The sequence below is a fragment of the Flavobacterium terrigena genome, assembly GCF_900108955.1.
In the GTDB taxonomy this organism is placed as follows: Bacteria; Bacteroidota; Bacteroidia; order Flavobacteriales; family Flavobacteriaceae; genus Flavobacterium; species Flavobacterium terrigena.
The window spans coordinates 100000-126482 of record NZ_FNYA01000007.1 but is presented as its reverse complement, the minus strand read 5'-3'; the positions used below and the strand labels follow the sequence as shown (position 1 = coordinate 126482).

Below are 26483 nucleotides of genomic sequence, written 5' to 3'. Positions count from 1 at the left end.
TTATTATGCACGCATATTTTGTTAAATTTGTTATATGATGAAAAAAATCTGCATATTCGTTGTGTTGCTATTCGTTGTTTTTATGGCTTGTAAAAACAGCAAAAAAGAAGTTTTTGAAGAAAGTGAAGACTATTTTGATACTATTAGAAAGATTACCATTCATGCCATGCCTGAGGATTTATTAGAAGATAAATCGGATAGTATTAGAAGTTTCTATAAAATGTTTGAAAACCATGAGATATGGGTTGACAGAGAGAATAGAGAAGATTTAATTTCTCAAATTGAAAAAACAAAAAACGAAGGTTTAAACCCTGAAGATTATAACATCAATAAAATATTTCAACTAGAATTAAGAAAGGATTCTTTACAGTTAGAAGAACAATTAGCCTACGATATTTTATTAACTCAAACCTATGAGAAACTCTGTAATCATTACTACAGAGGGAAATTTAATCCTGATGAAGTTTATAATAATTGGGATTTATTCGATAAAAAACTTTCCGTCGCAAAACTTTTGAAAGAATCAATAGATACTAAAAAAATCGCACCATCCATTAAAGGTTTGTTGCCAACTCATCCTGTGTATTTTTCTTTAAAAGAGGCTTTAGTGGAGATTGATAAATTACCAAATAGTAAGTTTGATTCGATTGATAAAAATCTTAAAATTAAATTTAATGATAATTTAGATGTCGTAAAAGAAATTAAAAAACGACTTTCATATTGGAAAGATTTAAATCCACAAGATACTTTGTACACGAGTAAATACGACGCTAAAATGCTTGATGCTGTAAAGAAATTTCAATCTAGACATGGTTTATTTGCTGATGGTGTAATTGGCATTGGAACGATAAGAGCTTTAAATTGTAATAAAGAGACGCGTAAAGGACAAATTCTGGCTAACTTAGAGCGTTGGCGTTGGTTTTCTCGAAATTTAGGCGAGAAATATATTCTAATTAATTTACCTGATTATGAATTAGATTATATTGTAAATAAAGACACTGTTGCAAAACATAAAATTGTTTGTGGAAGACCGCAACGAATGACACCAATTTTATCTTCAAAACTATCTAATTTTGTGTTCAATCCAACTTGGACAGTGCCACCAACTATTATTAAAGAAGATTTGTCTGTAGAAGCAACCGCTAATAGAAATTATTTTAGTAGAAACAGAATTACAATTTATAAAGGAACAAATACTGTAGTTTCTCCATACGAATGGAATCCTGAAAAAGCGGAAAGTTATAGATATGTGCAAACGCCAGGTTATGATAATTCGTTAGGTGTTGTGAAATTTAATTTTCCAAATCACCATTCGGTATATTTACACGATACCAATCATAGAGATTATTTCGTTTATAAATATAGAGCTTTAAGTTCTGGTTGTGTGCGAGTACAATATCCTGTAGTATTAGCTAAGATGATTTTAGAAGGACAAGATAATGGACGCTGGAAAAGTATTGAAACAATAAGAAAAGAGAGAGCTGCAAAAGAAGCTAAATTAAAACAGAATAAAAACTATAGGCCTGCAAAACTCACTGCTGAAGAATTAGAAGCAAAACAAAAATTCCTTGCTGAAGAGAAAGATGAGATTGATGAAATTATAGCTAAAAAAGAAACGTATTATATTAAAGTAAAACAACCCATTTATATCCACCAACTGTACTGGACAAGTTGGTTAGATAAAAAGGGGTTGCAATTTAGGGATGATATCTATAATTTAGATAAAACTTTATATGATAAACTAGGGAGTTAAGAAACTAATTTAGATTTATTTACATACGTTCTTGTTGGATGGTAAATAAATAAAACTGATTTGTTTTTAATTGTATTGATTAATGTTGGAGCTACTTCTGGTGAAACTGCTGGACAACCTTGGCTTCTTCCAATATAACCTTGTCTGTTAGCTAATTTTTTAGAAACATAATCTGCTCCATGAACTACAACTGATCTTTGTCTTGCGTTGTCGTTTAATCCGTATTCTTGACCATCTAATTTTAAAGAAATTCCGTGTTTCCCAGTGTAAGTTTCTCCAGTAATGAAAAATCCTAAACTACTTTTAAATGACTCGTTTTGGTTAGAAAATGAATTTGCATATTCTGTACCAGAATTCATTCCATGAGAAACTAAAGTTTGTAAAATCACTTTTTTGCAATCCATGTCAATTACCCACATTCTTTCTTTAGTAGAAGAAAAACTAAAATCAACAATCGTTAAAACGTTGTTTTTTACTTTTCCCTGGTTTTCTAATGCAGTATATCCTTCAAAAGCTTGAATGAAAGTTTCTAAATTTGGTAATGAATATTGTCCTGCTTCAATTTCGTTATATAATGCTTCAGTTTTTTCTTCAAAACTTAATTCTTTGTTTTCTGCAATAACTGTTGGCTTACCAGCTTCTATTTTCACAGAATCTGACTTATAAATACTTTTAGATGTCGTTTTATCGTTTGATAAATTTAATATAAATCCTAAAAAAACAAGGGGTATGAATTTGTAACTCATTGTTAATCTTATTGTTAGTTGGTTTGTTGATATCGCAAATATAGAAGTTATTTCGAATAAAAAAAAATTTTCAGTGTTTTTTAACGATTATTTTTTGCATTTCGTCGATTATTTTGCATTTCGTCGATTTTTTCGGTTTCAAATCGCCTTTAAAACGGGTATATTTCATATTTACAACAAGTTGCGTTATTTTTGTGTTAAATTTTTTAGATTTAAAATTTAACATTTCTTTTAGAAACAAATCTTGTTACACGTAGACAAACCTTAATATCATATAAAATTGTTTTCATGAAGTTAATTAAGTTGATTGGTTGTTTAGTATTATTCTCTAATTACTCTTTTGCGCAAGAAGAAGAAAAAAAAGAGAATACACTTCCCGTTAAAAGAAAAATTAGTACAGTAAAAAGTAAAAACTCAATTAAAATTGATGCTAATTTAAATGAAGCAGATTGGGCAAATGCTCCAGTTGCTAACGATTTTATTATGATGGAACCAGATAATGGAAAGCCAGAACCTGCAGAACGTAAAACTGAAGTTAAAGTTTTATATGATGATGACGCCATTTATATTGGTGCTATCTTATATGATGATAAGCCTCTTTCCATTTTAAAAGAAATTACAGAAAGAGATAAAGATGGAACTTCAGATTATTTTGGGGTTTTTATCAATGGGTTTAACGATGGGCAACAGAGTTATACTTTTTATGTTGGGCCTACAAACTGTCAGTCAGATTGTGTTCAAAGTGCGCAAGGTGAAGATTATTCTTGGGATGCCATTTGGTCAAGTGAAACAAAAATAACAGATAAAGGTTGGGTGGTCGAAATGAGAATACCTTATGCTGCTTTGCGTTTTTCAGGTGAAGAAAAACAAACTTGGGGTATTAATTTCTTTAGAGAAGTTAGAAAATTACGTCATACATTTACTTGGAATAAGGTCGATAATAAAGCAGGAAATTTAACGCAGCAATCTGGTATTTTAGAAGGAATTGAAAATATTAATACGCCAACACGTTTGTTTTTAATTCCATATTCTTCTTTTTATTTAAATAGTCCAGCACAAGAAAAGGCTTATGGAACAATTAAAGGTGGTTTAGATTTAAAATACGGATTAACAGATGCGTTTACTTTAGATATGGTTTTGATTCCCGACTTCGGACAAACCAAATTCGATAATAAAATTCTAAATCTCGGTCCTTTCGAACAAGTTTTAAACGAAAACAGACCTTTTTTTACAGAAGGAACGGATTTGTTTAATAAAGGTGGCTTGTTTTATTCGAGAAGAATTGGTGGAAAACCGACGCAAAGACTTGAATTGGGTGACAATGAAGAAATAATTGAATCGCCAAGTGCTGTAGGTTTGCTAAATGCTACAAAAATTTCTGGAAGAACAAAAAACGGATTGGGAATTGGATTTCTAAATGCAGTTACTGAAAATACCAATGTTGTAATTCGAGACACAATAACTAAAAATCAAAGAGTTGAAACTATTGAGCCTTTAGCTAATTATAATGTTTTGGTTTTTGATCAGCGTTTTAATGGAAATTCATCAGTTTCCTTAATAAATACGAATGTTACCAGAAATGGAGAGTTCCGTGATTCAAATGTTACTGCTACAGTCTTTAATTTAAACACGAAGAAAAACACATACAATGCAAGTGGAGCTTTTAGATACAGTTATGTAAATAGCTATAAAAATTTTGATGATAAAAAAGGAATTTCAACCAATATAAATTTAGCAGAAACAGCAGGTAAAATTAGGTATTCAATTGGAGGACAATATATTTCTGAAGATTTTGATAATAACGATTTAGGTGTGAATTTTCAAACCAACTATTTTTCTTTAAGTGGAAATGTAAATTATAGAATTTTAAAATCAACAGATAAACTAAACTCATTCCGAGTTAATTTTAATACGTATGTTCAGTTTGATAATCGAACCAATTATTTACAAGATCAAAATTTTAATATTAATTTGAATTTTACCAATAAAAAGAACCATTCTGCTGGTTTTGGAATGAATGTAAATCCTTTTGAAAGACATGATTTTTACAATCCAAGAGTGAAAGGAAGGTATGTAATCTTTCCTAAAAACTATAATACTTGGGTTTTTATTTCTTCTAATTATAATAACAAATTTGCTTTTGATATTGAACCAAATATCGGTTTCGCTGAAGCCAAAGGTTGGTGGTTTTGGGGCTTAAATCTGAGTCCGAGATACCGCTTCAATGACAGATTTACTTTAATTTATAGAAATAATTTTTATAATGAATATCAAGATTTAGGAAGAGTAGATAGAGTTGGAGATGATATTGTTTTTGCTAAAAGAGACAATCGAACAGTAGAAACTGGCTTAGAAGGTAAATATTCTATAACTTCTAGAATGAATTTCGGATTAAATGTAAGACAATATTGGTCTTTTTCTGAAAACCATTCGTATCATAAATTATTGGATAACGGTTATGTGGAAGATTATGCTTATGCTGGTAACGCAAATGAAAATTATAGTTCTTGGAATTATGATTTAACCTATAGTTGGTGGTTTGCGCCAGGAAGTCAAATGACAATTTTATATCGTAATAATGCTGAGTTTGGTACTGATAATATTGATAAAAACTTTAATCATAATTTAAAAACGGTATTTAATAATGATCAATTAAATCACACGTTTTCTATAAGTCTTCGTTATTTTATTGATTATAATCAAGCAAAGAACGTATTTAAATCTTAGAGTTAAATTTTGTCATTTTGAAGCACGAAGAGTCTATTTTTTTAGCTAAATTCGTGCTTTAAACTTTTATCATGAACAAGAAAGTAATTTTAATGATTTTAGACGGTTGGGGACATTCTCCAGATCCGAAAGTTTCTGCAATAGACAACGCCAATACGCCTTTTATAGACGCACTTTATAAAAATTATCCAAATGCCGAATTACGTACAGACGGACTTCATGTAGGTTTGCCTGAAGGACAAATGGGAAATTCGGAAGTGGGACACATGAATTTAGGTGCTGGTCGAATTGTGTATCAAGATTTAGCCAAAATAAATTTAGCGGTTCAAAATCATACCTTAAAAAACGAACTTCCTTTACTTAGTGCTTTCAATTATGCAAAAGTAAATGATAAAAAAGTTCATTTTCTAGGTTTAGTTTCAGATGGTGGCGTGCATTCTCATACTTCGCACTTACGTGGATTAATTGAAGCTGCTGAAGAAAATGGTGTGAAAAACACTTTTGTTCATGCGTTTACCGATGGTCGTGATGTCGATCCAAAATCAGGAAAAAAATACATTCAAGATTTACAAAATTTCCTTTCGAATACCAATGCGCAATTAGCTTCTGTTGTTGGAAGATATTATGCAATGGATAGAGACAGACGTTGGGAACGTATAAAAATTGCTTACGATTTATTAGTAAATGGAATAGGAGAAAAATCAACGAATTTAGTAGATAGCATTCAAAAAAGTTATGATGCAAATGTCACTGACGAATTCATCAATCCGTTAGTTTCTGTCGACCCTTTTGGGAATCCACTAGCAACCATTCAGGATGATGATGTGGTGATTTTCTTTAATTTCCGTACCGATAGAGGTAGAGAATTAACCGAAGCGCTTTCACAAATAGATTGTCATGAGGAAAACATGCACAAATTAGATTTGTATTACGTTACGCTAACTAATTACGACAATACCTACTCAAATGTACACGTTGTTTACGATAAAGATAATATCATAGAAACTTTAGGAGAAGTGATTTCCAAAGCTGGAAAAAAACAAATCAGAATTGCTGAAACAGAGAAATATCCACACGTAACGTTTTTCTTTTCTGGCGGAAGAGAAATGCCTTTTGAAGGTGAAACTCGAATCTTAAAAAACTCACCAAAAGTTGCCACATACGATTTAAAACCCGAAATGAGTGCCTTTGAATTAAAAGATGCTTTAGTTCCCGAATTGCAAAAAGGCGAGGTTGATTTTGTATGTTTAAATTTTGCTAATGGCGACATGGTTGGACATACAGGAAGCATGCCAGCTGCTATAAAAGCATGCGAAGCGGTTGATGTTTGTGTGAAAGAAATTATAGAAACAGCTTTAGCTAATAATTATACTACAATTGTAATTGCCGATCACGGAAATTGCGAAACGATGATAAACTGTGATGGTTCACCAAATACGGCGCATACTACTAATCCAGTTCCTGTGATTTTAGTGGATAACGATAAAATACACATTCAATCAGGCGTTTTAGGTGATATTGCACCAACTATTTTAGATTTAATGGGAATTGCACAACCAGAAGCGATGACGCAGCACTCGTTGTTGTTAAGGTAAAGAAAAACCCTCCAAGAGTTTTGAACTCTTGGAGGGTTTCTATTAATACGGTAATTGAGTTATTAAAAATCAGAACCCGTAAATAAACTCTGATTTACTTCATCAATATAAGTTAAAATCTCTTCTTTACCCAAAGTGCTTTCAGCAGAAGTTACAAAATACTGAGGCATTTCTTCCCAATCATTCGCTAATAAATTTTTCTTATAAGCTTCCACATGTTTGTGAATATGCGTTTTTCCTAATTTGTCGGCTTTCGTAAAAACAATACAAAACGGAATTTCGCTTTCGCCTAAATATTCAATAAATTCTGTGTCGATTTTTTGTGGTTCGTGTCTGATATCGACTAAAACAAACGCGCAAATTAATTGTTCACGTGTTTCAAAATAGTCGGTAATAAATTGCTGAAATTTCGCTTTTGTTGTTTTCGAAACTTTCGCATAACCATAGCCTGGTAAATCGACTAAATGCCAGTTTTTGTTAATTAAAAAATGATTAATTAACTGTGTTTTTCCTGGTCTTCCTGAAGTTTTAGCTAGGTTTTTATGGTTGGTAATCATGTTAATTAACGATGATTTTCCAACATTAGATCGTCCAATAAAAGCATATTCCGGAATTCTGTCTTTCGGACATTTTTCCACTTCGGAATTACTAATTACAAATTCTGCAGTATTAATTTTCATACTATTCAAAAAATTTAAAGCCACTCTAAAACAGAATGACTTTAATTATGTTATAATTTCTTTTCGGTTAACCATCCGTATAACAAATCGTTAAATTCGTCTGGTTTTTCCATCATTGCTGCGTGTCCACATTCGTCAATCCAATATAAACTCGCATTTGGTAGCAATTTTTTAAATTCGTCTGCCACTTCTGGCGGAGTTACTTTATCTTGTTTTCCCCAAATAATACACGTTGGTGCGTGCATTTTTGGTAAATCTTTAGCCATATTATGACGTATAGCACTCTTAGCAATCGTTAACGTTTTCAGTAATTTAATTCTGTCGTTTACTGTTGCAAATACTTCATCAATAATTTCTTTTGTCGCAATTTTCGGATCGTAAAATACATCTTCAGCTTTCTTTCTAATGTATTCATAATCGCCACGCTTTGGATAACTTTCACCCATCGCGCTTTCATATAATCCTGAACTTCCAGTAATAACCAAGCCTCTGACCAATTCTGGATATTGTTTCGTAAAATATAAACCAATATGTCCACCTAAAGAATTTCCAACTAAAATAACGCGTTCATACCCTTTAAAAGTGATGAAATCTTTTACATATCTAGCAAATGCTTTCACATTCGTTTTTAATAAACTCTGCGTGTAAATAGGCAATTCTGGAATAATAACTTTATATCCTTTCGAAGGAAAAAAATTAGCCACTCCATCAAAATTACTTAAACCACCCATTAATCCATGTAAAACCACTATCGGTGTACCTTCTCCTGCTTCAAAATAGGTGTATTTCTTTTCTTTCTTTACCATAAATGCTGTATCGTGTTCAAATAATCTAATATTTACAAAAATACACAAATTTTTCACATTTGGTCTATATCGCTCATTATTAAATTGTTTAATGGCTAAATGTCTAATGTTCAATTTGTTTGCGTGACAATCGGTGTAATTAACAAGGTTTTTCTAATCAAATAAAAATTAGTTAAAAACTTCCAATCTTCGTTAATAAGTGTGTTTTCTGATGTTAAGTGGGATTTATGTCTTTTTTGAGTAAAAACTTATTAACAAAGTGGTATTTTGTGGTAAAAAGTGGTAAAATATTTTTTAAATTTGTCTCATTATTAATTCATTCAAAAAAGTTGAATACATTTTTAGGAACATACGAGTGTAAAGTCGATGCAAAAGGAAGGCTAATGGTGCCTGCGCCCCTCAAGAAACAATTGGGCAATCTTGAGGAAGGTTTTGTATTGAAGCGTTCTGTATTTCAACCTTGCTTGGAATTGTATCCAATGAGCGAATGGAATAAAGTGATGCAAAAGATTAACAAGTTAAACCGATTTGTTAAAAAGAACAACGATTTCATTAGAGCGTTTACGGCTGGTGTGAAAATGGTTGAAATTGATACAACAGGTCGTTTGTTAATCCCGAAAGATTTAGTGCTGTTTTCTAAAATAGATAAAGATATTGTATTGTCCTCTGCGGTTTCAATTATTGAAATTTGGGATAAAAATTTATACGAATCTGCTTTAGATAATGCGATGGTAGATTTTGCAGATTTGGCAGAAGAAGTAATGGGTAATCAAAATGAAGACGAAGATGGAATATCATAATCCTGTACTTTTAAAAGAAACGGTTGAAGGTTTAAATATTAAGCCTGACGGAATATATGTAGATGTAACTTTCGGTGGCGGAGGACATTCTAGAGAAATAATGAAACATTTAGGACCAAACGGAAAATTGTTTGGTTTTGATCAAGATACAGATGCATTAGCAAACACAATTGACGATGAAAGATTTGTGCTAATCAATGAAAATTTCCGATTCATAAAAAGATTTTTACGCTTTTACGGGGTGAAACAAGTTGATGGAATTTTAGGTGATTTCGGAGTTTCTTCTCATCAATTTGATGTAGCTGATAGGGGTTTTTCAACTCGTTTTGATGGTGCTTTAGATATGAGAATGAATCAAAATGATACACTTTCAGCTTATGAAGTCATTAATGATTACGAAGAAAAAGAACTAAAACGCGTTTTTCTAGATTACGGAGAATTGAAAAATGGTGGTGCAATGGCAAGTGTGATTGTTGCGGCTAGAGCTGATAAAAAAATTAAAAGTTCAGAAGAATTAAAAGAAGTTTTAGCAAGATTTTTACCTGGACATAAAGCAAATAAAATTTTAGCGCAAATCTATCAAGCGATTCGTATTGAGGTAAATCAGGAAATTGAAGTGCTAAAAGAATTTCTAACACAAACGGAAGAATTATTAGTTTCTGGTGGAAGATTAAGCGTGATTTCGTATCATTCTTTGGAAGACAGATTAGTGAAAAGATTCATAAGAAATGGAATGTTTGAAGGTGAACCAGAACGCGATTTCTTCGGAAATTTTGAAGTGCCTTTTAAAATTATTGAAAAACTAATTGTGCCTTCAGCAGCAGAAATTGAAATCAACAACAGAGCAAGAAGTGCGAAATTACGAGTAGCAGAAAAAAAATAATGACAAAAGAAAGTAGCATATATAGTCTTTTAAAAGCGAAATTCTTAATTGATGATGACGCGCTTAAAACTTGGAAATTCATTATTTTCTTGTTTTCATTGGCTATGTTAATGATATATTTTAATCATAATTACGACGAAAAAAATTATAAAATCACAAGGTTAACCAATGAAGTAAAAGAGTTGCGTTCCCGATTTGTAGACACCCGTTCCGAGTTAATGAAACTCAAAATGGAATCTACAATTTCAAAAAAAATGGAAGAAAGACAAATTTTACCTTCATCGGTTCCACCAAAGAAAATTGTAATTCATAAACCAGAAGACAAAAGCTTTTTCGATAAATTGAAAATATGGCAGTAAAAAAAGATAACATCATTTCATACAGACTCACTTTTGTAGTAGTCTGTGTTTTTGCGTTTTCTATTGCCATCGCTGTAAAATTATTCAATATCCAATGGGTTGGAGGTGATTATTACAGAAATTTAGCGAAACAACGAACAGTTAAAAACTTCGATATTCCTGCTAACAAAGGAAATATTTATTCTTCTGACGGAAGTTTATTAGCAACATCTATTCCTGAATACACCATTCGTTTTGATGCTGTAGCACCTTCAGATGAAAATTTCGAAAAAAATTATGTAGCGCTATCTGATTCGTTAGCGCGTCTTTTAGGAAAACCTTCAGGCGAATTTCAAAGAGATTTAAGAAAAGCAAAAAACACCAAAAACAGATATTTTTTAGTTGCTAGAAAATTGAGTTTCACAGAATATATGCGAATTAAAAAATTTCCATTATTCAAATTAGGTGCGAACAAAGGTGGAATCATTACGGAACAACAAACAGTTCGTAAGCATCCAGTCGGATTAATTGCTAATAGAACGATTGGGTATGAACGTGATGGAAATCAAGGTAAAGGTTTAGAGTACGCATTTCGTAAATATTTAAACGGAACAAATGGTCACCACTGGATGCAAAAAATTGCAAAAAATCAGTGGAAACCAATATCGGATGTCAATGAATTAGATCCAGTTGATGGATACGATATTATTTCAACTATCGATGTTTTTATCCAAGATATTGCGCATCATGCGTTGCTTAAACAATTAGAATTGTATGAAGCAGATCATGGTTGTGTAGTTGTTATGGAAACTAAAACCGGAGAAGTTAAAGCGATTTCAAATTTAGGAAGAGCAGAAGATGGTTCGTATTATGAAACGCAGAATTATGCAGTTGCCGAATCACATGAACCAGGTTCAACTTTCAAATTATTAGATTTAATCGCCCTTCTTGATGATAAAAAAATAGATACTTCTAAAGTATACAATACAAACGGTGGAGTAATTACAATCAGAAATAAAAAAGTAAAAGATTCTCATGATGGTGGCTACGGAAGTATTTCTCTAGCACGTGGTTTTGAAGTTTCTTCTAACACGGTTTTAGTACAAGCTATTCAAGAAAATTATAAAAATAATCCAAAACAATTCACAGATAGATTAAACAGTTACGGATTAAATAAAAAAATTGGAATTCAGTTGTTAGGTGAAGGGAAATCATACATTCCTCAACCAGGAACGGATGATTGGAACGCGCTTTCTTTGCCTTGGATGGCATATGGTTACGGAGTTTCTATGACACCTTTACAAACGTTGACTTTATACAACGGAATTGCCAATAACGGAAAAATGATTAAACCAATTTTCGTTAAAGAAATTAAAGAATGGAATAAAAGTATTAAAAAATACGAAGCTGAAGTCATTAACGAAAAAATGTGCTCGGATGAAGCTTTAGCTAAAGTGAAAGCAGTTTTGGCAAATGTGGTAAAAAAAGGAACTGGAAGTAAATTGTATTCTAAAGATTTTTCAATGGCTGGAAAAACAGGAACAGCGCAAGTGAATTACAACAAAGGAAAAGAGAACATGTATTATGCTTCTTCTTTCGTAGGCTATTTCCCTGCTGACAATCCTAAATATTCTTGCATCATTGTGGTTCACAAACCCAATACATCTTTAAATAATTATTATGGAGCAGATGTGGCTGGACCAGTTTTCAAACGTATCGCACAAAAAATATTTACAGATGTGCCAAACACAAATAAGTTTAAAAGCATCAAATTAAAAAATGCAAAGCAAGACGTTTTGTATGCTGAGTATGAAAAAAAATCGCAAGGAAATACAAATAAAGTTCCAAATGTAAAAGGAATGGCAGGAATGGATGCCGTTTCATTATTAGAGAATTTAGGATTGAAAGTGAAGTTTATTGGTGTTGGAAAAGTGAAAAAACAATCCATTAATCCAGGCGAAGTTTTTAAGAAAAATCAAACTATAACTATAGAATTATCGTGAGCATATTAAAAGACATATTATATAAAGTTACTATTGAAGCGGTTCACGGTTCAACCGATTTGGCTATTAATAAAATTGAGTTTGATTCTAGAAAAGTTTCTAATAACGATGTTTTTGTAGCTATAAAAGGTTCGCTTTCTGATGGTCATCAATTTATTGATAAAGCCATTTCGTTAGGAGCTTCCGTTGTGGTTTGTGAAGATTTACCAGCCACTTTATTAGAAAATATCACTTACGTAAAAGTTCAGAATTCAAATCAAGCTTTATCGTATTTAGCAGCAAATTATTATAACAATCCTTCTCAAAAATTAAAATTAATTGGGATTACCGGAACGAACGGAAAAACTACAATTGCTTCGTTGTTGTTCCAAATGTTCAAAAAAGCAGGTTATAAAGTTGGTTTATTATCTACCGTGAAAATCATGGTTGATGAAACCGAATATAAAGCGACTCACACAACTCCAGATTCATTAACAATCAATCAGTATTTAGATGAGATGGTTGAGGTTGGTTGCGAATTCTGTTTTATGGAAGTTTCTTCACATGGAATTCACCAAAAGAGAATAGAATCGTTACATTTTGAAGGCGGTGTGTTTACCAATTTGTCGCATGATCATTTAGATTATCATGATACGTTTGCGGAATACCGAGATGTAAAAAAATCATTTTTCGATAATTTACCAAAATCGGCTTTTGCAATTACAAATGTTGATGATAAAAATGGAGTAGTAATGCTTCAAAATACAGTTGCCAGAAAAAGAACGTATGCTTTAAAAACATATGCCGATTTTAAAGCACAAGTTTTAGAAAATCAATTATCAGGATTGGTGCTGAAAATTAATAATGATGAGGTTTGGACGAAATTAATCGGTTCATTCAACGCGTACAATTTATTAGCAATTTATGGAGTAGCTTTAGAATTAGGAATTGAAAGCAATGAAGCTTTACGCTTATTATCAGAATTAGAAAGTGTTTCAGGACGTTTTCAATTTATCATTTCCGATTCTAAAATTACTGCTATTGTAGATTATGCACACACACCAGATGCTTTAGAAAATGTACTAAAAACGATTGAAGATATTCGTACTAAAAATGAACAATTAATTACAATTGTAGGTTGTGGTGGCGATAGAGATAAAACAAAAAGACCAATTATGGCAAACATCGCAGCTTCATTAAGCGACAAAGCCATTTTTACAGCAGACAATCCAAGAACTGAAAATCCTCAAACGATTATTGAAGAAATGGAAGCTGGAGTGGAAGGTCAGAATTTTAAAAAAACAATTTCAATTTTAGATAGAAAACAAGCGATAAAAACAGCGTGTCAAATGGCAAATCCTGGTGATATTATTTTGATTGCAGGAAAAGGTCATGAAACCTATCAAGAAATAAACGGAGTGCGTCATGATTTTGATGACATGCAAATCGTACAAGAATTATTAAAACAATTAGAAAAGTAATCAGTTTACAGTTTTCTATAATTATAAACCATTAGACTATGTTATACTACATTTTTAAATACCTAGACGAAGCGTACAATTTGCCAGGAGCAGGTTTGTTTCAATATATCACTTTCCGTTCGGGAATGGCAGTTATATTATCGTTGCTAATTTCTACAATTTATGGTAAAAGAATCATCGCTTATTTAAGAAACAAACAAGTTGGTGAAACAGTTCGTGAGTTAGGTTTAGATGGTCAAGTACAAAAAGCAGGAACACCAACAATGGGTGGATTAATTATTATTTTGGCTACGTTAGTTCCAGTGTTATTATTGGCGAAGTTGGATAATATTTACATCATTTTACTTTTGGTAACTACGGTTTGGATGGGAAGTATTGGTTTCTTAGATGATTATATCAAAATTTTCAAAAAAGATAAAGATGGTTTAAAAGGAAGATTCAAAGTTATTGGGCAAATTGGTTTAGGAATTATTGTTGGTGCGACTTTATATTTCAGTCCAAGTGTAACAATAAAAGAAGATGTGGTTCTTAAAAAACAAGGAATTGAAACGGTTGTTAAGTCTACTTCTCAAGAAGTGAAATCAATGGAAACAACAATTCCATTCGTAAAAAATAATACTTTCGATTATGCTGAATTGTTATCATTCATGGGTGACGATTACAAAAATTGGGCTTGGTTAATTTTTATTCCAGTTGTAATTTTTATTATAACAGCGGTTTCAAATGGTGCGAATTTAACTGACGGTATTGATGGTTTAGCCGCAGGAACTTCAGCCATATCGGTTTTGGTTTTAGGTATTTTTACATTCGTTTCTGGTAACATCATTTTTTCAAACTATTTGAATATTATGTATATCCCAAATTCGGGAGAAATGACCATTTATATTGCAGCTTTCGTAGGAGCATTAATCGGTTTCTTGTGGTACAACACATATCCAGCGACGGTTTTTATGGGTGATACTGGAAGTTTAACTATTGGTGGAATTATCGCAGTAATCGCCATCGCAGTTCGTAAAGAATTAATGATTCCTGTTTTATGTGGAATTTTCTTAGCGGAAAACTTTTCTGTGGTTTTACAAGTCGCTTATTTTAAATATACGAAAAAGAAATTCGGTGAAGGGCGTCGTATTTTCTTAATGTCGCCATTACATCATCATTACCAGAAAAAAGGATATCACGAAAGTAAAATCGTAACCCGTTTCTGGATTGTAGCAATTATTTTGGCAATTTTCTCACTAGTATCATTAAAACTACGTTAATGGAAATCATTAATCGTAAATCATTAATCGTAAATCGTAAATAGAAAATGAGGTTAGTAGTATTAGGCGGAGGAGAAAGTGGTGTAGGAACCGCTATTCTTGGAAAGAAAAAAGGATACGATGTTTTTGTGTCTGATTTCGGTAAAATTAAAGAAAATTATAAAGAAGTTCTTACGATAAATAAAATTGATTGGGAAGATCAAAAGCATACAGAAGAATTAATTCTGAATGCCGATGTGGTAATGAAAAGTCCAGGTATTCCAGAGAAATCGCCAATTGTTCAGAAGTTAATTGAAAAAAAGATTCCAGTGATTTCAGAAATTGAATTTGCGGCGCCTTTCACAACTGCAACAACAATCGGAATTACAGGAAGTAACGGAAAAACGACTACCACTTTGTTAACCTATCATTTACTAAAACAAGGTGGTTTAAATGTAGGCTTAGCAGGAAATATTGGTAAAAGTTTTGCTTGGCAAGTGGCCGAAAATAAGCACGATTGCTATGTCTTAGAATTAAGTAGTTTTCAGTTAGACGGAATCATAAATTACAAGCCAGATATTGCCATAATTACGAATATCAGCCCAGATCATTTAGACCGATATAATTACGATTACAATTTATATATAGATTCAAAGTTCAGAGTAACAATGAATCAAACAGAAGATGATTATTTAATATACGATGATGATGACGAAGCCATAACAAATTGGTTAGCCAACAATAAAATAAAAGCAAACAAAGTGCCTTTTTCAATTACGAAAAAATTAGATGAAGGCGGAAGTATTACAGACAACAACGAAATCAATATCAACCTAAACGACGAAAATTTTATTATGCCAATCAATCAACTTGCTTTAGAAGGAAAACATAACGTTAAGAACGCTATGGCTGCAACAACAGTAGCACAATTAATGAATATTAGAAAAGCGACTATCAGAGAAAGCTTAACTAATTTTCAAGGTGCAGAGCATAGATTAGAAAAAGTATTGAAAATTAACAACGTTCAGTATATTAATGATTCAAAAGCAACAAATGTAAATGCTACATTCTTTGCTTTAGATAGTATGAATACGCCAACTGTTTGGATTGTTGGAGGTGTTGATAAAGGAAATGATTATGATGAATTAATGGCTTTGGTTCGCGAAAAAGTTAAAGGAATTATCTGTTTAGGGGTTGATAATAAAAAGTTAGCAGAAAAATTCGAAGGTTTAGTGGAAATGTTTGTAGAAACAACTTCTATGTCTGAAGCAGTAAAAATCGCAAGTAAAATGGCTGAAAAAGGTGATACAGTTCTGCTTTCTCCTGCTTGTGCCAGTTTTGATTTGTTTGAAAATTATGAAGACAGAGGTCGTCAGTTCAAACAAGCCGTACAAAATTTATAAAAACGTCAGTTCGAGTGTTTCGATGAATTTATGATTCGGAATGTATCGAGAACAATTAATAAAAAATGAACAAACTAAAGTATCTTAAAGGAGACAAAACAATATGGGCGGTAATTTTTTTACTAGCCTTAGCTTCTTTTTTGCCGGTGTATAGTGCAGCTACAAATTTAGTGTACACCGTTGGAAATGGAACTGGTTCTACTTTTAAACTTTTATTGAAGCATTTAACGCATCTTTCTATCGGAATGGTTATCGTGTATTTTGTACATAAATTACCTTTCGAAAGATTTAAAAAATATTCCATTTTTGCTATTTGGTTAATTATCCCAGCGCTACTTTTTACTTTGTTACAAGGGAAAACAATTGGTGGAGCGAATGCGAGTCGATGGTTAACTATTCCTTTTGTGAATTTATCATTTCAGCCATCAACATTGGCATTTACAGTGTTAATGGTTTATGTAGCAAGAACACTTACGAAATTGAATGAAGGAACGTATACTTTTCAAGATTCATTTGTGAAAATTTGGATTCCAGTTGGCGCTGTTTTGGTTTGTGTGTTACCATCCAACTTTTCAACTACAGCATTAATGTTTGCAATGGTTTGTATGTTGTTATTTATCGGACAATATCCATTAAAATATTTAGCGATAATATTAGCCAGCGGATTTGCGTTTTTAGCCTTATTCTTTTTATTAGCAAAAGCTTTTCCTGAGAAAAAAGCATTTAGCCGTGTAAATACTTGGGTAAGCCGAATTGAAAATTTTACAACGGATAAACCAGACGAAGATAAATACCAAATTGAAAATGCGAAAATTGCTATCGCTGTTGGAAAAATTAATGGAGTTGGACCAGGGAAAAGTATTCAGAAAAACTTTTTGCCACAATCTTCTTCCGATTTTATTTTTGCTATTATCATTGAAGAATACGGACTAATTGGTGGATATCTTTTAGTTTTTTTCTACATGTTGTTGTTTTTTAGGTTTCTAATACGAGCGAACAAAACAACAAACATGTTTGGAAAATTACTCATCATTGGTCTCGGTTTTCCAATAATCATTCAAGCCTTAATTAATATGGGTGTTGCAGTAGAATTGCTTCCAGTTACAGGTCAGCCATTGCCGTTAATTAGTAGTGGAGGAACTTCCGTTTGGATGACATGTTTATCGCTAGGAATTATTCTAAGTGTAACGAAAAGAGAAGATGAAATTGCTGCCGATTTAAAAGATTTACAAGATAGAGAAGCGGCTTTACAACGAATTATTGAAAGAGAGGTTTCTGTAATGAATGCAGAACATGCAACAGAATCAATTTCAGAAGAAGAACAGAAAGTTAATGATATGAAATACTCCATTCGTGAATCTTTAAAACAAGAGAACGAATTGGATAACGAAGGTGATAGTTTAGTAAATGGGCAAAACCCAATGAACGCGGTTTTAAATAAAAAGTAATGGGAAAACGATTTATAATTAGTGGAGGTGGAACAGGTGGACATATTTATCCAGCAATTGCTATTGCAAACGAATTGAAAGCGCAATTTCCTGACGCTGAATTTTTATTTGTAGGTGCAAAAGATAAAATGGAAATGCAAAAAGTACCACTAGCAGGTTATAAAATTGAAGGGCTTTGGATTTCTGGTTTACACCGAAAAGTAACGCTTCAAAATGCTATGTTTCCAGTAAAACTTTTGTCAAGTCTGATGAAGTCATATTCAATTCTGCAAAAATTCAGACCAGATGCAGTTATCGGGACTGGTGGTTTTGCAAGTGGAGCTGTGCTTAAAGTGGCTGCAATGTTAAAAATTCCAACGGTAATTCAAGAGCAAAATTCATTTCCTGGAATTACGAATAAATTATTAGCTAAAAAAGCCAATGTCATTTGTGTGGCTTATGAAAATTTAGAACGCTTTTTTCCTAAAAATAAAATGGTGTTAACAGGAAATCCTGTTCGCCAAGATTTAATTGATGTTACCAGTAAAAAAGACGAAGCCATTTCGCATTTTAATTTAGATGCCAATAAAAAAACACTTTTAATTTTAGGTGGAAGTTTAGGTGCTAGAAGATTAAATCAATTAATTGAAAAAGATTTAGATTTTTTAACCGGACTTGGGTTTCAAATTATTTGGCAATGTGGAAAACATTATTTAATTGATTATTCGAAATATAGCGAAAAAGAGAATGTTCAAGTTACCGCATTTATTGATAGAATGGATTTGGTTTATGCCGCTGCAGATATCGTAATTTCTCGTTCAGGAGCTTCTTCTGTTTCCGAATTATGTATCGTGGGTAAACCTGTTATTTTTATTCCATCGCCAAATGTTTCTGATGATCATCAAGCTAAAAACGCCAAAGCAATTGTTGATAAAGGTGGTGCTGTTATGATTAAAGAATCCGACTTAGAATCAGAATTTAATCTTGTTTTTGAAGCTTTAGCAAAAGACAATGGAAAACAAGAAAGCTTAATAGAGAATATCAAAAAGTTAGCCTTACCAAATGCTACAAAAGATATCGTAGAAGAAATAAAAAAGTTAATAAAATAATATAAAGTTCTTAGTGACTTAGCGTCTTCATGGCGAAAATACTGACTTAAAAATGAACCTAAATCAAATACATAACGTCTATTTTATTGGCATCGGAGGAATCGGGATGAGTGCTTTGGCGCGTTATTTTCAATACATTGGAAAAAACGTAGCAGGTTACGATAAAACTGAAACGCAATTAACGGCCGAGTTACAAGAAAATGGAATCAAAATTCATTTTGAAGATGATGTGAATTTGATTGATGATAGTTTTAAAAATACAGAGAATACTTTAGTGGTTATTACGCCTGCAGTTCCTAAAAATCATTCGGAATGGAATTACTTTCTAAACGAAGGTTTTACAGTTAAAAAACGTGCCGAAGTTTTAGGTATTATCACAAAAGATACTTTCTGTTTCGCAGTTGCTGGAACACACGGAAAAACTACAACTTCTAGTATTTTAGGTCATGTTTTGTATGAAAGCGGTGTAGATGTTACGGCATTTTTAGGCGGAATTGTTGAAGGTTATAATACGAATTTAATTGGTTCAGGAAAAACAGTTACAGTAGTTGAAGCTGACGAATTTGATCGTTCATTCTTGCATTTACATCCAAATTTATCTTGTGTTACATCAATGGATGCAGATCATTTAGATATTTATGGTGATGTGGCGGCTATTGAAGAATCGTTCAGAGAATTTGCAAACAAAGTGCCAGCAGAAAATTTATTTATCATCAAAGGTTTGCCTTTAGAAGGAAATACAATTGCGGTAAATGTTGATGCTGATTACGTTGCTCAAAATATCAGAATAGAAAATGGTTTTTATGTTTTTGATGTGAAAACGAAAGACGAACTAATCGAAAATATAAAATTCGGATTGCCTGGACATCATAATTTAACGAATGCTTTATTGGCTTTCGCTATGGCGAAATCTTACGGTGTAGAAAATGAAAAAATAAGTAACGCATTGGCTACTTTCAAAGGGGTTCGCCGTCGTTTTTCATTCCAAATTAGAGAAGAAAAATTAGTATATATTGATGATTATGCACATCATCCAACAGAAATAAATGCCGTGCATCAAGCCGTTCGAGAATTGTATCCAAACAAAAAAATAATCGCTTGTTTTCAACCACACTTATTTAGTAGAACAAAAGATTTTATTGACGGTTTTGCAGAAAGTTTATCGCAATTTGATGAGATACTTTTATTGGAAATTTATCCAGCTCGCGAATTGCCAATGGAAGGTGTAAATTCAACTTGGTTGTTGAATAAAATTAATAACCCAAATAAGCGTTTGGTGACCAAAGAAGAGTTATTAACAAACTTTAGGGATTCTGATGCTAATGTGTTCGTAACAATAGGCGCAGGTGATATTGGAGAAATGGTGAAAGACATTAAAAAAATGCTAAATGAAAAAGTTTAATTGGCAAAATATTCGTCTAGTATTGATGCTTTTCTTAGTGGTATTTTTGTATTCTTTTACACAGAACAGAAACGAGAATAGGAAGATAAGCAAGGTGCAAGTTGAATTTCAGGGCGATAACAAAATGTTTTTAACAAATGAAATGGTTAATAACTTGTTAATACAAAATTTGGGAGGCACTTCGTCAATCCAAAAAGAAAAAGTAGATTTGAAAGATTTGGAAAGTGTCTTGAAGAGACAGCCTTTTATCGAGAACGCGGAGGTTTTTACCTCGGAAGACGGAGTGTTAATAACCAAAGTTTTACAAAAGTCCCCTGTAGCGAGAGTTGTTAACGGAAACCGTAATTTTTACGTAGATAAAAACGGCAGTATTTTTCAATTGTCAAATAATTTTTCGTCAAGAGTTCCTATTGTTCAAGGAAATATTGAAGGAGAATTTAAGAAGGGTTTCATTGAAACTTTTAGCGCTATTGAGAAAGATGATTTTTTAAAAAAGAATATCATCGCAATCACAATTCAGAAAAACGGGAGTATGACAATGCTTTCTAGAGAATATGATTACGAAATTAATTTTGGCAAACCCGTTTCAATTGAAAAAAAGTTTAAGAATTATAAAGCTTTTTATCAATACGCATCGAAAGATTCGCTAATTGGGAAGTACAAATCAATAAATTTAATTTTCACACAGCAGGTAGTGTGTTCAAAATAAAGAATAGATGATGAACAAAGAAAGTATTGGAGTAGGATTAGATATTGGTACAACTAAGATTGTGGCAATGATCGGAAAGAAAAATGAGTACGGGAAATTAGAAATTCTAGGTGTAGGAAAATCTAAGAGTTTGGGCGTGCATAGAGGTGTGGTAAATAATATCACGCAAACTATTCAATCTATTCAACAAGCAATTTTAGAAGCAGAAAATAATTCAGGTTACAAAATAAATGATGTAGTAGTTGGTATTGCCGGACAACACATTCGTAGCATTCAACATAGCGATTACATCAGTAGAAAAAATCCAGAAGAAGTAATTGGAGAATATGATATTGAGCAATTAACTTGTCAAGTTCAGAATTTATCAATGCTTCCAGGTGAAGAAATTATTCACGCATTACCACAAGAATTTAAAATTGACGGGCAATCGGAAATTTTAGAACCAGTTGGTATGTATGGTGCTAGAGTAGAATCTAGTTTTCATATCGTAGTGGGTCAAGCAGCGTCTATCAGAAATTTAGGTCGTTGTGTGAAAAACGCTGGATTAGAATTAACAGGATTGACTTTAGAACCCTTAGCTTCTTCGGATGCAGTTTTAAGTGAAGAAGAAAAAGAAGCTGGAGTTGCACTTATCGATATCGGTGGTGGAACTACAGATTTAGCCGTGTTTAAAAACGGAGTAATTCGTCATACTGCGGTAATTCCTTTCGGTGGAAATGTGATTACTGAAGATATTAAAGAAGGTTGTTCAATTATTGAAAAACAAGCGGAATTATTAAAAACACGTTTCGGATCTGCATGGCCGGGTGAAAATAAAGACAATGAAATTGTTTCTATTCCTGGATTAAGAGGTCGTGAACCAAAAGAGATTTCTTTAAAGAACTTATCAAAAATTATTCACGCGAGAGTAGTGGAAATTATTGAGCAAGTGTATGCTGAAATTAAATTATACGGACATGACGAGTCGAAGAAAAAATTAATTGCAGGAATTGTTTTAACAGGTGGTGGTTCGCAACTACAACACATTAAGCAATTAGTAGAATATATTACCGGTATGGATACCAGAATTGGTTATCCGAACGAGCATTTAGCAGGAAATTCTAGCGAAGAATTATCAAGCCCGTTATATGCAACTTCTGTAGGTTTAGTGATGGAAAGTTTACGTAATCAAACCAACAGTGCAACCCCTTTTATTGAAATGAAAACACCAGAGCCTGTTGCGGTAATTGCTCCAGAACCAGTTGTTGAAAATCCAGTTGAAGATGTTGTTGTTGAAGATTTAAAACCAACACCAACACCGACAGTATTGAAAGAATCACAGGAGAGAAAGAAAAAATACGACTTTAATAACCTTTTAGGGAAAATTAAAGAGTTTTTAGACAATGTAGAATAAAGAGTTATTAGTAGCAAATAACAAAAAAATAAAAAGCCAAATATATGGAGAGCAACAACGAATTTGGAAACATTACATTTGATTTACCAAAAAATCAATCTAACGTAATAAAAGTTATTGGAGTTGGAGGCGGAGGAAGCAATGCCATCAACCACATGTTTAGACAAGGAATTATTGGAGTGGATTTCGTAGTTTGTAATACTGATTCTCAGGCATTACAAACAAGTCCTGTACCAAATAAAATTCAGTTAGGTGTAAGTCTTACTGAAGGTTTAGGTGCTGGAGCAAAACCAGAAATCGGGCAACAAGCAGCTTTAGAAAGTATCGAGGAAATTGAAAAAATGCTGGATGCGAATACTAAAATGGTTTTTATTACTGCCGGAATGGGTGGTGGTACAGGAACTGGTGCTGCGCCAGTAATTGCACAATTAGCTAAAGAAAGAGGAATTTTAACAGTAGGTATTGTTACGATTCCATTTCAGTTCGAAGGGAAAAACCGTTCAGAGCAAGCTATGGAAGGTGTGGAAAGATTAAGAAAACAAGTAGACTCATTAATTGTTATCAACAATAACAAATTAAGAGAAGTGTACGGGAATCTTGGTTTTAAAGCAGGTTTCTCAAAAGCCGATGAAGTGTTAGCTACAGCTTCTAAAGGTATTGCAGAAGTGATTACCAATCACTTAACAATGAATATTGACCTTAAAGATGCTAAAACAGTTTTAAGTGATAGTGGAACAGCTATAATGGGATCTTTTGTTGCTTCAGGTGCGGATAGAGCTAAGGTTGCTATCCAATCTGCATTAGATTCTCCATTATTAAATGATAATAAAATTACTGGTGCTAAAAACGTGTTGTTGCTTATTACGTTTGGTTCAGATGAAATTACTATCGATGAAATTAGTGAAATTAACGAATACATTCAAAACGAAGCAGGTCATAACGCCAACATCATTATGGGTATTGGTGAAGATGAAAAGCTAGAAGAATCTATTTCGGTGACTGTTATTGCAACAGGATTTAACATAGAACAACAAAAAGAGATTATAAATGCAGAACCACAAAAGATTATTCATTCTTTAGATGGTGAGCAAAAAATTCAACACAATTTAACGCCAAATACCGTTTCAACTCCAGTTGTTTCTGTTAATGAGCCAATTGTGAATAACGTAACTTTTGAAGTGGAAGCACCAAAGGAAGTGGTAGCTGAAACAGAAGCAAAAATTGTTTTTGAATTAAATGATTTCGAAATTGAACAGCCACAAGCAGTTCAAGCACCTGTTTCAGATTTAATTCCTACATCGGATTATATTAAAAATTTAGATGTGTTTTTTGAAAACGTTTCAGCAGAATTTCAACAACCAGTTGCCGTAGTGGAACAACCAACTTTCCAAGTGGAAATTCCAGTGCAAACTATTCAGCACATTGAGCCAATCGCTTATGTTGCTCCATCGGTTGTAGAAGCAGTTCGACCAGTTCAAGAATTTGAAATTATTTCTAATTCAGTTAGAGAAATTGAAGTAATTGAACCAGAATTTGTTGTAGCAAATGATGATTTCAACTTTTCATTAGATTTATTCGAAACAAAAGCAGAAGTAAATCAAAATACAATTGTTTTTGAATTAAGCGAAGAAACAAAAGAGATTAAAGTTAATGAAGCAGTTCAATTTTTTCCTGTAACAGAATTAGGTCAAGAAGGAATTATTAAATATACATTGGAAGAAGAAATTGAAGAAACTTTTGAACCTGCAGCTACAATTCAACAAGCAGCAGAACCAATTGACGAAGAAGTAAATTTCACAGTAAAACAAACTGTTGCAACTAATGTAACTTCTGAAAACAACTTCAGTTTTGATGCAGTTTCACCAGTAGAAATGTCTATTGAAGAAATTTTAAAATCAAGAGCTGAAGAAAGAAAAAATAAATTAAAAAGTTTCAATCACAAGTTTAATAATCCAAACAGAATTGACGATTTAGAAAAAGAACCAGCTTTTCGTCGTCAAGGATTAGATGTAACGAGTATGCCAAACCAGAATAATCAATCTCGTATGTCATTAGGAATGGATAGTAATGACGACATTCAGTTGCGTTCTAACAATTCTTTTTTACATGACAATGTAGATTAAATCTCAAATAAAACTAACCAATACTTTAAATCCCGATTTGTTAAACAAGTCGGGATTTTTTTAATTAATTTGCATTTTTACGGCAAAGCCGTAAAATTTGTTGTTTCGGGTTAGTTAGTTTTGTGAATATGTAAAATTAAATATTAAATTACAATTTTATTTTATGGAACAATCGGTAGAAAATTTAAGTTATGGATTAATCTTTTGGCAAGCATTTTTGTTTATTTTAATCATAGCTATCATGTACTTTATATTTAAGTTGTATAGAGGCATAATGAGAAGTTTAGATTGAATGTGATTTTTTAAGTTATAAGAAACTAACTCCCGACTTGTTATTAACGAGTCGGGATTTTTTATTACTTTCGCATAACATTTATTCAAATACTTAAAATCGAAATATATGAGCTTATCTGCACAAATTATGGATAGTATGAAAGAAGCAATGAGAGCCAAAGATACTGTGGCGCTTGAAGCTTTACGTGCTATCAAATCGGAAATATTATTAGCACAAACTGCTTCAGGTTCTAAAGAAGAAATTTCTGAAGCTGATGAAATTAAAATTCTACAAAAATTAGTAAAAATGCGTAAAGACAGCGCGTCAATTTTTACAGAACAAAACCGTGCCGATTTAGCTGAACCAGAATTAGCTCAAATTGCCGTTATCGAGAAATTCTTACCTGCTCAATTATCAGAAGCTGAAGTGGAAGCAATTATTGCTAAAATCATTGCAGAAACTGGTGCATCTGGAATTGCTTCAATGGGAAAAGTTATGGGCTTAGCGTCAGCACAAATTGGCGGACAAGCAGAAGGAAAAACGATTTCTACTATTGTTAAGAAATTATTAGTTTAAAAGTTAGAAGTAGGAAGCTGGAAGTACGAAGTTTAATCTTCCAACTTCCAACTTCCAACTTCAGACTTCAAATGGCTTCGTAGTTCAACTGGATAGAATGACGGATTTCGGCTCCGTTGGTTGCAGGTTCGAACCCTGCCGAGGTCACGAATGAATAAAATTAAAAAAAAGAAAATTCAGAAACTTGTTTGAATGAATTTTTGTTTTAATTTTATTTTTAAAGCAGATAGACGAAGTCAATCCTGTCGAGGTCATGTCTCAAAATAAAAAAAAACCTTTGTCAGATATAATTTGACAAAGGTTTTTTTGGAGTTAATTCTATAAAAGCTAAATACTACTTTATGTTTTTGGATTCTAAATCTGTTATTTTTTCATAAACTATTTTTAATGAATCTGCTTTCTTTAAATTTTTATTTACTCCTAAGCCATAACGGTTTATCATTTCTAAATCTGATATGCAGCCTATATTTTTATTTTTTGCGCCAAGTTCTAAAAAATAAATAGCATAATCACGTTGGTATTTATTGAGCAACTCAATGTTTTTAAGATATTTTATTAAACTACTTTTTTCACCATTATAAAAATCACTTAGCTCAATTTCACTATAAAACTCTAAAAGATTGTTAAAAAGATTATCACAATAATCATAATTTTTATGTTTTTCAACCATAATCAATGAATAAGGAATCAGTTCATGTTTTTTTGATTTATTGTAGCTATAATATAATTCTAGTTCAGAATATGACCTCGAATCGCCATTAGACTTGACTTCATATTTGTCATTTTTTATTCGTGCTTCATCAAAATATGCAGATTTTAAAAAGGCTTCTTTTTCCTTGTTTACTGGAACGCTAATTTTCTTTTTTTCTACGGTTTTATCACACCCTAAAACTAAAAGTGTTGATAGGATTAAAAAGTATTTTATCATCTTGATTATAAATTATATACTTGAAGAAATGTATAACATTGGTTAATAATCAAATTTACTAATAAACTCTTATAAAAAAAACTTTGTTAAATTATCGGAATAAAATTCAT

21 protein-coding genes and 1 tRNA gene are annotated in these 26483 nt (G+C 32.2%); 18 read left to right on the top strand and 4 right to left on the bottom strand.

The genetic code is table 11. The annotated features are described in order from the left end of the window. The first annotated feature begins 34 nt into the window (after positions 1-34). Entirely contained in the window at positions 35-1753 is a 1719-nt protein-coding gene (locus tag BMX42_RS12035) for a L,D-transpeptidase family protein (RefSeq protein WP_091314607.1), read from the top strand. Here the strand turns inward: BMX42_RS12035 and BMX42_RS12030 are convergent. Further along, positions 1750-2499: a murein L,D-transpeptidase catalytic domain family protein gene (locus BMX42_RS12030; protein ID WP_091314604.1), complete on the bottom strand. Its 750-nt coding sequence runs from the start codon at positions 2497-2499 to the stop codon at positions 1750-1752. The genes BMX42_RS12035 and BMX42_RS12030 overlap by 4 nt on opposite strands. Before the next feature lie 288 nt (positions 2500-2787). Between BMX42_RS12030 and BMX42_RS12025 the strand changes: the two genes are divergently transcribed. Then, a complete protein-coding gene (locus BMX42_RS12025; protein ID WP_091314601.1) occupies positions 2788-5226 on the top strand; it encodes a DUF5916 domain-containing protein in 2439 nt (812 codons plus the stop codon). Between the two features lie 71 nt (positions 5227-5297). After that, the gene (gpmI, locus tag BMX42_RS12020) at positions 5298-6821 is read left to right on the top strand and encodes a 2,3-bisphosphoglycerate-independent phosphoglycerate mutase (RefSeq protein WP_091314597.1); all 1524 of its coding nucleotides are present in this window, start codon (positions 5298-5300) and stop codon (positions 6819-6821) included. Between the two features lie 62 nt (positions 6822-6883). Here gpmI and yihA read toward each other — a convergent pair whose 3' ends face one another. Together yihA and BMX42_RS12010 are read right to left on the bottom strand one after the other, a co-directional pair. Further along, positions 6884-7501: a ribosome biogenesis GTP-binding protein YihA/YsxC gene (yihA, locus tag BMX42_RS12015; protein WP_091314593.1), complete on the bottom strand. Its 618-nt coding sequence runs from the start codon at positions 7499-7501 to the stop codon at positions 6884-6886. 50 nt (positions 7502-7551) lie between these two features. Continuing rightward, a complete protein-coding gene (locus BMX42_RS12010; RefSeq protein ID WP_091314590.1) occupies positions 7552-8307 on the bottom strand; it encodes an alpha/beta fold hydrolase in 756 nt (251 codons plus the stop codon). Positions 8308-8636: 329 nt separating this feature from the next. On the opposite strand from BMX42_RS12010, the gene mraZ reads away from it, so the two are divergent. The 15 genes from mraZ (at position 8637) to BMX42_RS11935 (ending at position 25592) form a co-directional block, all read left to right on the top strand. Next, entirely contained in the window at positions 8637-9107 is a 471-nt protein-coding gene (gene mraZ, locus BMX42_RS12005; protein WP_091314867.1) for a division/cell wall cluster transcriptional repressor MraZ, read from the top strand. Then, on the top strand, positions 9082-9990 hold the full coding sequence (gene rsmH, locus BMX42_RS12000) for a 16S rRNA (cytosine(1402)-N(4))-methyltransferase RsmH (protein ID WP_177169169.1): 909 nt from the start codon (positions 9082-9084) through the stop codon (positions 9988-9990). Before mraZ ends, rsmH begins: the two co-directional genes overlap by 26 nt. Beyond that, complete coding sequence (locus BMX42_RS11995; protein WP_091314586.1) at positions 9990-10349, top strand: FtsL-like putative cell division protein; 360 nt, start codon at positions 9990-9992, stop codon at positions 10347-10349. Before rsmH ends, BMX42_RS11995 begins: the two co-directional genes overlap by 1 nt. Continuing rightward, positions 10340-12331, top strand: coding sequence for a penicillin-binding protein (locus tag BMX42_RS11990; RefSeq protein ID WP_091314583.1), 1992 nt, complete (start codon positions 10340-10342; stop codon positions 12329-12331). Before BMX42_RS11995 ends, BMX42_RS11990 begins: the two co-directional genes overlap by 10 nt. Continuing rightward, positions 12328-13791 (top strand): UDP-N-acetylmuramoyl-L-alanyl-D-glutamate--2,6-diaminopimelate ligase, encoded by a 1464-nt coding sequence (locus BMX42_RS11985; protein ID WP_091314579.1) that lies wholly within the window; start codon positions 12328-12330, stop codon positions 13789-13791. Before BMX42_RS11990 ends, BMX42_RS11985 begins: the two co-directional genes overlap by 4 nt. 38 nt (positions 13792-13829) lie before the next feature. Next, positions 13830-15050, top strand: a complete 1221-nt coding sequence (gene mraY / locus BMX42_RS11980) for a phospho-N-acetylmuramoyl-pentapeptide-transferase (protein WP_091314574.1) — start codon at positions 13830-13832, stop codon at positions 15048-15050. Between the two features lie 47 nt (positions 15051-15097). Next, complete coding sequence (gene murD / locus BMX42_RS11975; RefSeq protein WP_091314571.1) at positions 15098-16432, top strand: UDP-N-acetylmuramoyl-L-alanine--D-glutamate ligase; 1335 nt, start codon at positions 15098-15100, stop codon at positions 16430-16432. A gap of 65 nt (positions 16433-16497) precedes the next feature. Further along, positions 16498-17880, top strand: a complete 1383-nt coding sequence (locus BMX42_RS11970; protein ID WP_091314567.1) for an FtsW/RodA/SpoVE family cell cycle protein — start codon at positions 16498-16500, stop codon at positions 17878-17880. After that, positions 17880-18968: an undecaprenyldiphospho-muramoylpentapeptide beta-N-acetylglucosaminyltransferase gene (gene murG / locus BMX42_RS11965; protein ID WP_091314562.1), complete on the top strand. Its 1089-nt coding sequence runs from the start codon at positions 17880-17882 to the stop codon at positions 18966-18968. The genes BMX42_RS11970 and murG overlap by 1 nt, the downstream gene beginning before the upstream one ends. Positions 18969-19020: 52 nt before the next feature. Beyond that, positions 19021-20370 carry a UDP-N-acetylmuramate--L-alanine ligase gene (murC, locus tag BMX42_RS11960; RefSeq protein ID WP_091314558.1) on the top strand — a complete coding sequence of 450 codons (1350 nt, stop codon included), beginning with the start codon at positions 19021-19023 and terminating at the stop codon, positions 20368-20370. Continuing rightward, on the top strand, positions 20357-21079 hold the full coding sequence (locus BMX42_RS11955; RefSeq protein ID WP_091314555.1) for a cell division protein FtsQ/DivIB: 723 nt from the start codon (positions 20357-20359) through the stop codon (positions 21077-21079). The genes murC and BMX42_RS11955 overlap by 14 nt, the downstream gene beginning before the upstream one ends. A 10-nt stretch (positions 21080-21089) precedes the next feature. Next, positions 21090-22472, top strand: coding sequence for a cell division protein FtsA (ftsA, locus tag BMX42_RS11950; protein ID WP_091314859.1), 1383 nt, complete (start codon positions 21090-21092; stop codon positions 22470-22472). 44 nt (positions 22473-22516) lie between these two features. Further along, positions 22517-24595: a cell division protein FtsZ gene (gene ftsZ / locus BMX42_RS11945; RefSeq protein WP_091314551.1), complete on the top strand. Its 2079-nt coding sequence runs from the start codon at positions 22517-22519 to the stop codon at positions 24593-24595. Between the two features lie 400 nt (positions 24596-24995). Continuing rightward, complete coding sequence (locus BMX42_RS11940; RefSeq protein WP_091314548.1) at positions 24996-25445, top strand: GatB/YqeY domain-containing protein; 450 nt, start codon at positions 24996-24998, stop codon at positions 25443-25445. Positions 25446-25518: 73 nt separating this feature from the next. Beyond that, positions 25519-25592: transfer RNA gene (locus BMX42_RS11935), tRNA-Arg, on the top strand. Between the two features lie 187 nt (positions 25593-25779). Here BMX42_RS11935 and BMX42_RS11930 read toward each other — a convergent pair. Next, positions 25780-26373: a hypothetical protein gene (locus BMX42_RS11930; RefSeq protein ID WP_091314544.1), complete on the bottom strand. Its 594-nt coding sequence runs from the start codon at positions 26371-26373 to the stop codon at positions 25780-25782. Positions 26374-26483 lie beyond the last annotated feature (110 nt).

Bases quoted from the DNA above. Each gene is read 5' to 3' on its own strand.
- BMX42_RS12035 (WP_091314607.1), top strand. From the start codon at position 35: ATGATGAAAAAAATCTGCATATTCGTTGTGTTGCTATTCGTTGTTTTT.
- BMX42_RS12030 (WP_091314604.1), bottom strand. From the start codon at position 2,499: ATGAGTTACAAATTCATACCCCTTGTTTTTTTAGGATTTATATTAAAT.
- BMX42_RS12025 (WP_091314601.1), top strand. From the start codon at position 2,788: ATGAAGTTAATTAAGTTGATTGGTTGTTTAGTATTATTCTCTAATTAC.
- gpmI (WP_091314597.1), top strand. From the start codon at position 5,298: ATGAACAAGAAAGTAATTTTAATGATTTTAGACGGTTGGGGACATTCT.
- yihA (WP_091314593.1), bottom strand. From the start codon at position 7,501: ATGAAAATTAATACTGCAGAATTTGTAATTAGTAATTCCGAAGTGGAA.
- BMX42_RS12010 (WP_091314590.1), bottom strand. From the start codon at position 8,307: ATGGTAAAGAAAGAAAAGAAATACACCTATTTTGAAGCAGGAGAAGGT.
- rsmH (WP_177169169.1), top strand. From the start codon at position 9,082: ATGAAGACGAAGATGGAATATCATAATCCTGTACTTTTAAAAGAAACG.
- BMX42_RS11995 (WP_091314586.1), top strand. From the start codon at position 9,990: ATGACAAAAGAAAGTAGCATATATAGTCTTTTAAAAGCGAAATTCTTA.
- BMX42_RS11990 (WP_091314583.1), top strand. From the start codon at position 10,340: ATGGCAGTAAAAAAAGATAACATCATTTCATACAGACTCACTTTTGTA.
- mraY (WP_091314574.1), top strand. From the start codon at position 13,830: ATGTTATACTACATTTTTAAATACCTAGACGAAGCGTACAATTTGCCA.
- murD (WP_091314571.1), top strand. From the start codon at position 15,098: ATGAGGTTAGTAGTATTAGGCGGAGGAGAAAGTGGTGTAGGAACCGCT.
- BMX42_RS11970 (WP_091314567.1), top strand. From the start codon at position 16,498: ATGAACAAACTAAAGTATCTTAAAGGAGACAAAACAATATGGGCGGTA.
- murG (WP_091314562.1), top strand. From the start codon at position 17,880: ATGGGAAAACGATTTATAATTAGTGGAGGTGGAACAGGTGGACATATT.
- murC (WP_091314558.1), top strand. From the start codon at position 19,021: ATGAACCTAAATCAAATACATAACGTCTATTTTATTGGCATCGGAGGA.
- BMX42_RS11955 (WP_091314555.1), top strand. From the start codon at position 20,357: ATGAAAAAGTTTAATTGGCAAAATATTCGTCTAGTATTGATGCTTTTC.
- ftsA (WP_091314859.1), top strand. From the start codon at position 21,090: ATGAACAAAGAAAGTATTGGAGTAGGATTAGATATTGGTACAACTAAG.
- ftsZ (WP_091314551.1), top strand. From the start codon at position 22,517: ATGGAGAGCAACAACGAATTTGGAAACATTACATTTGATTTACCAAAA.
- BMX42_RS11940 (WP_091314548.1), top strand. From the start codon at position 24,996: ATGAGCTTATCTGCACAAATTATGGATAGTATGAAAGAAGCAATGAGA.
- BMX42_RS11930 (WP_091314544.1), bottom strand. From the start codon at position 26,373: ATGATAAAATACTTTTTAATCCTATCAACACTTTTAGTTTTAGGGTGT.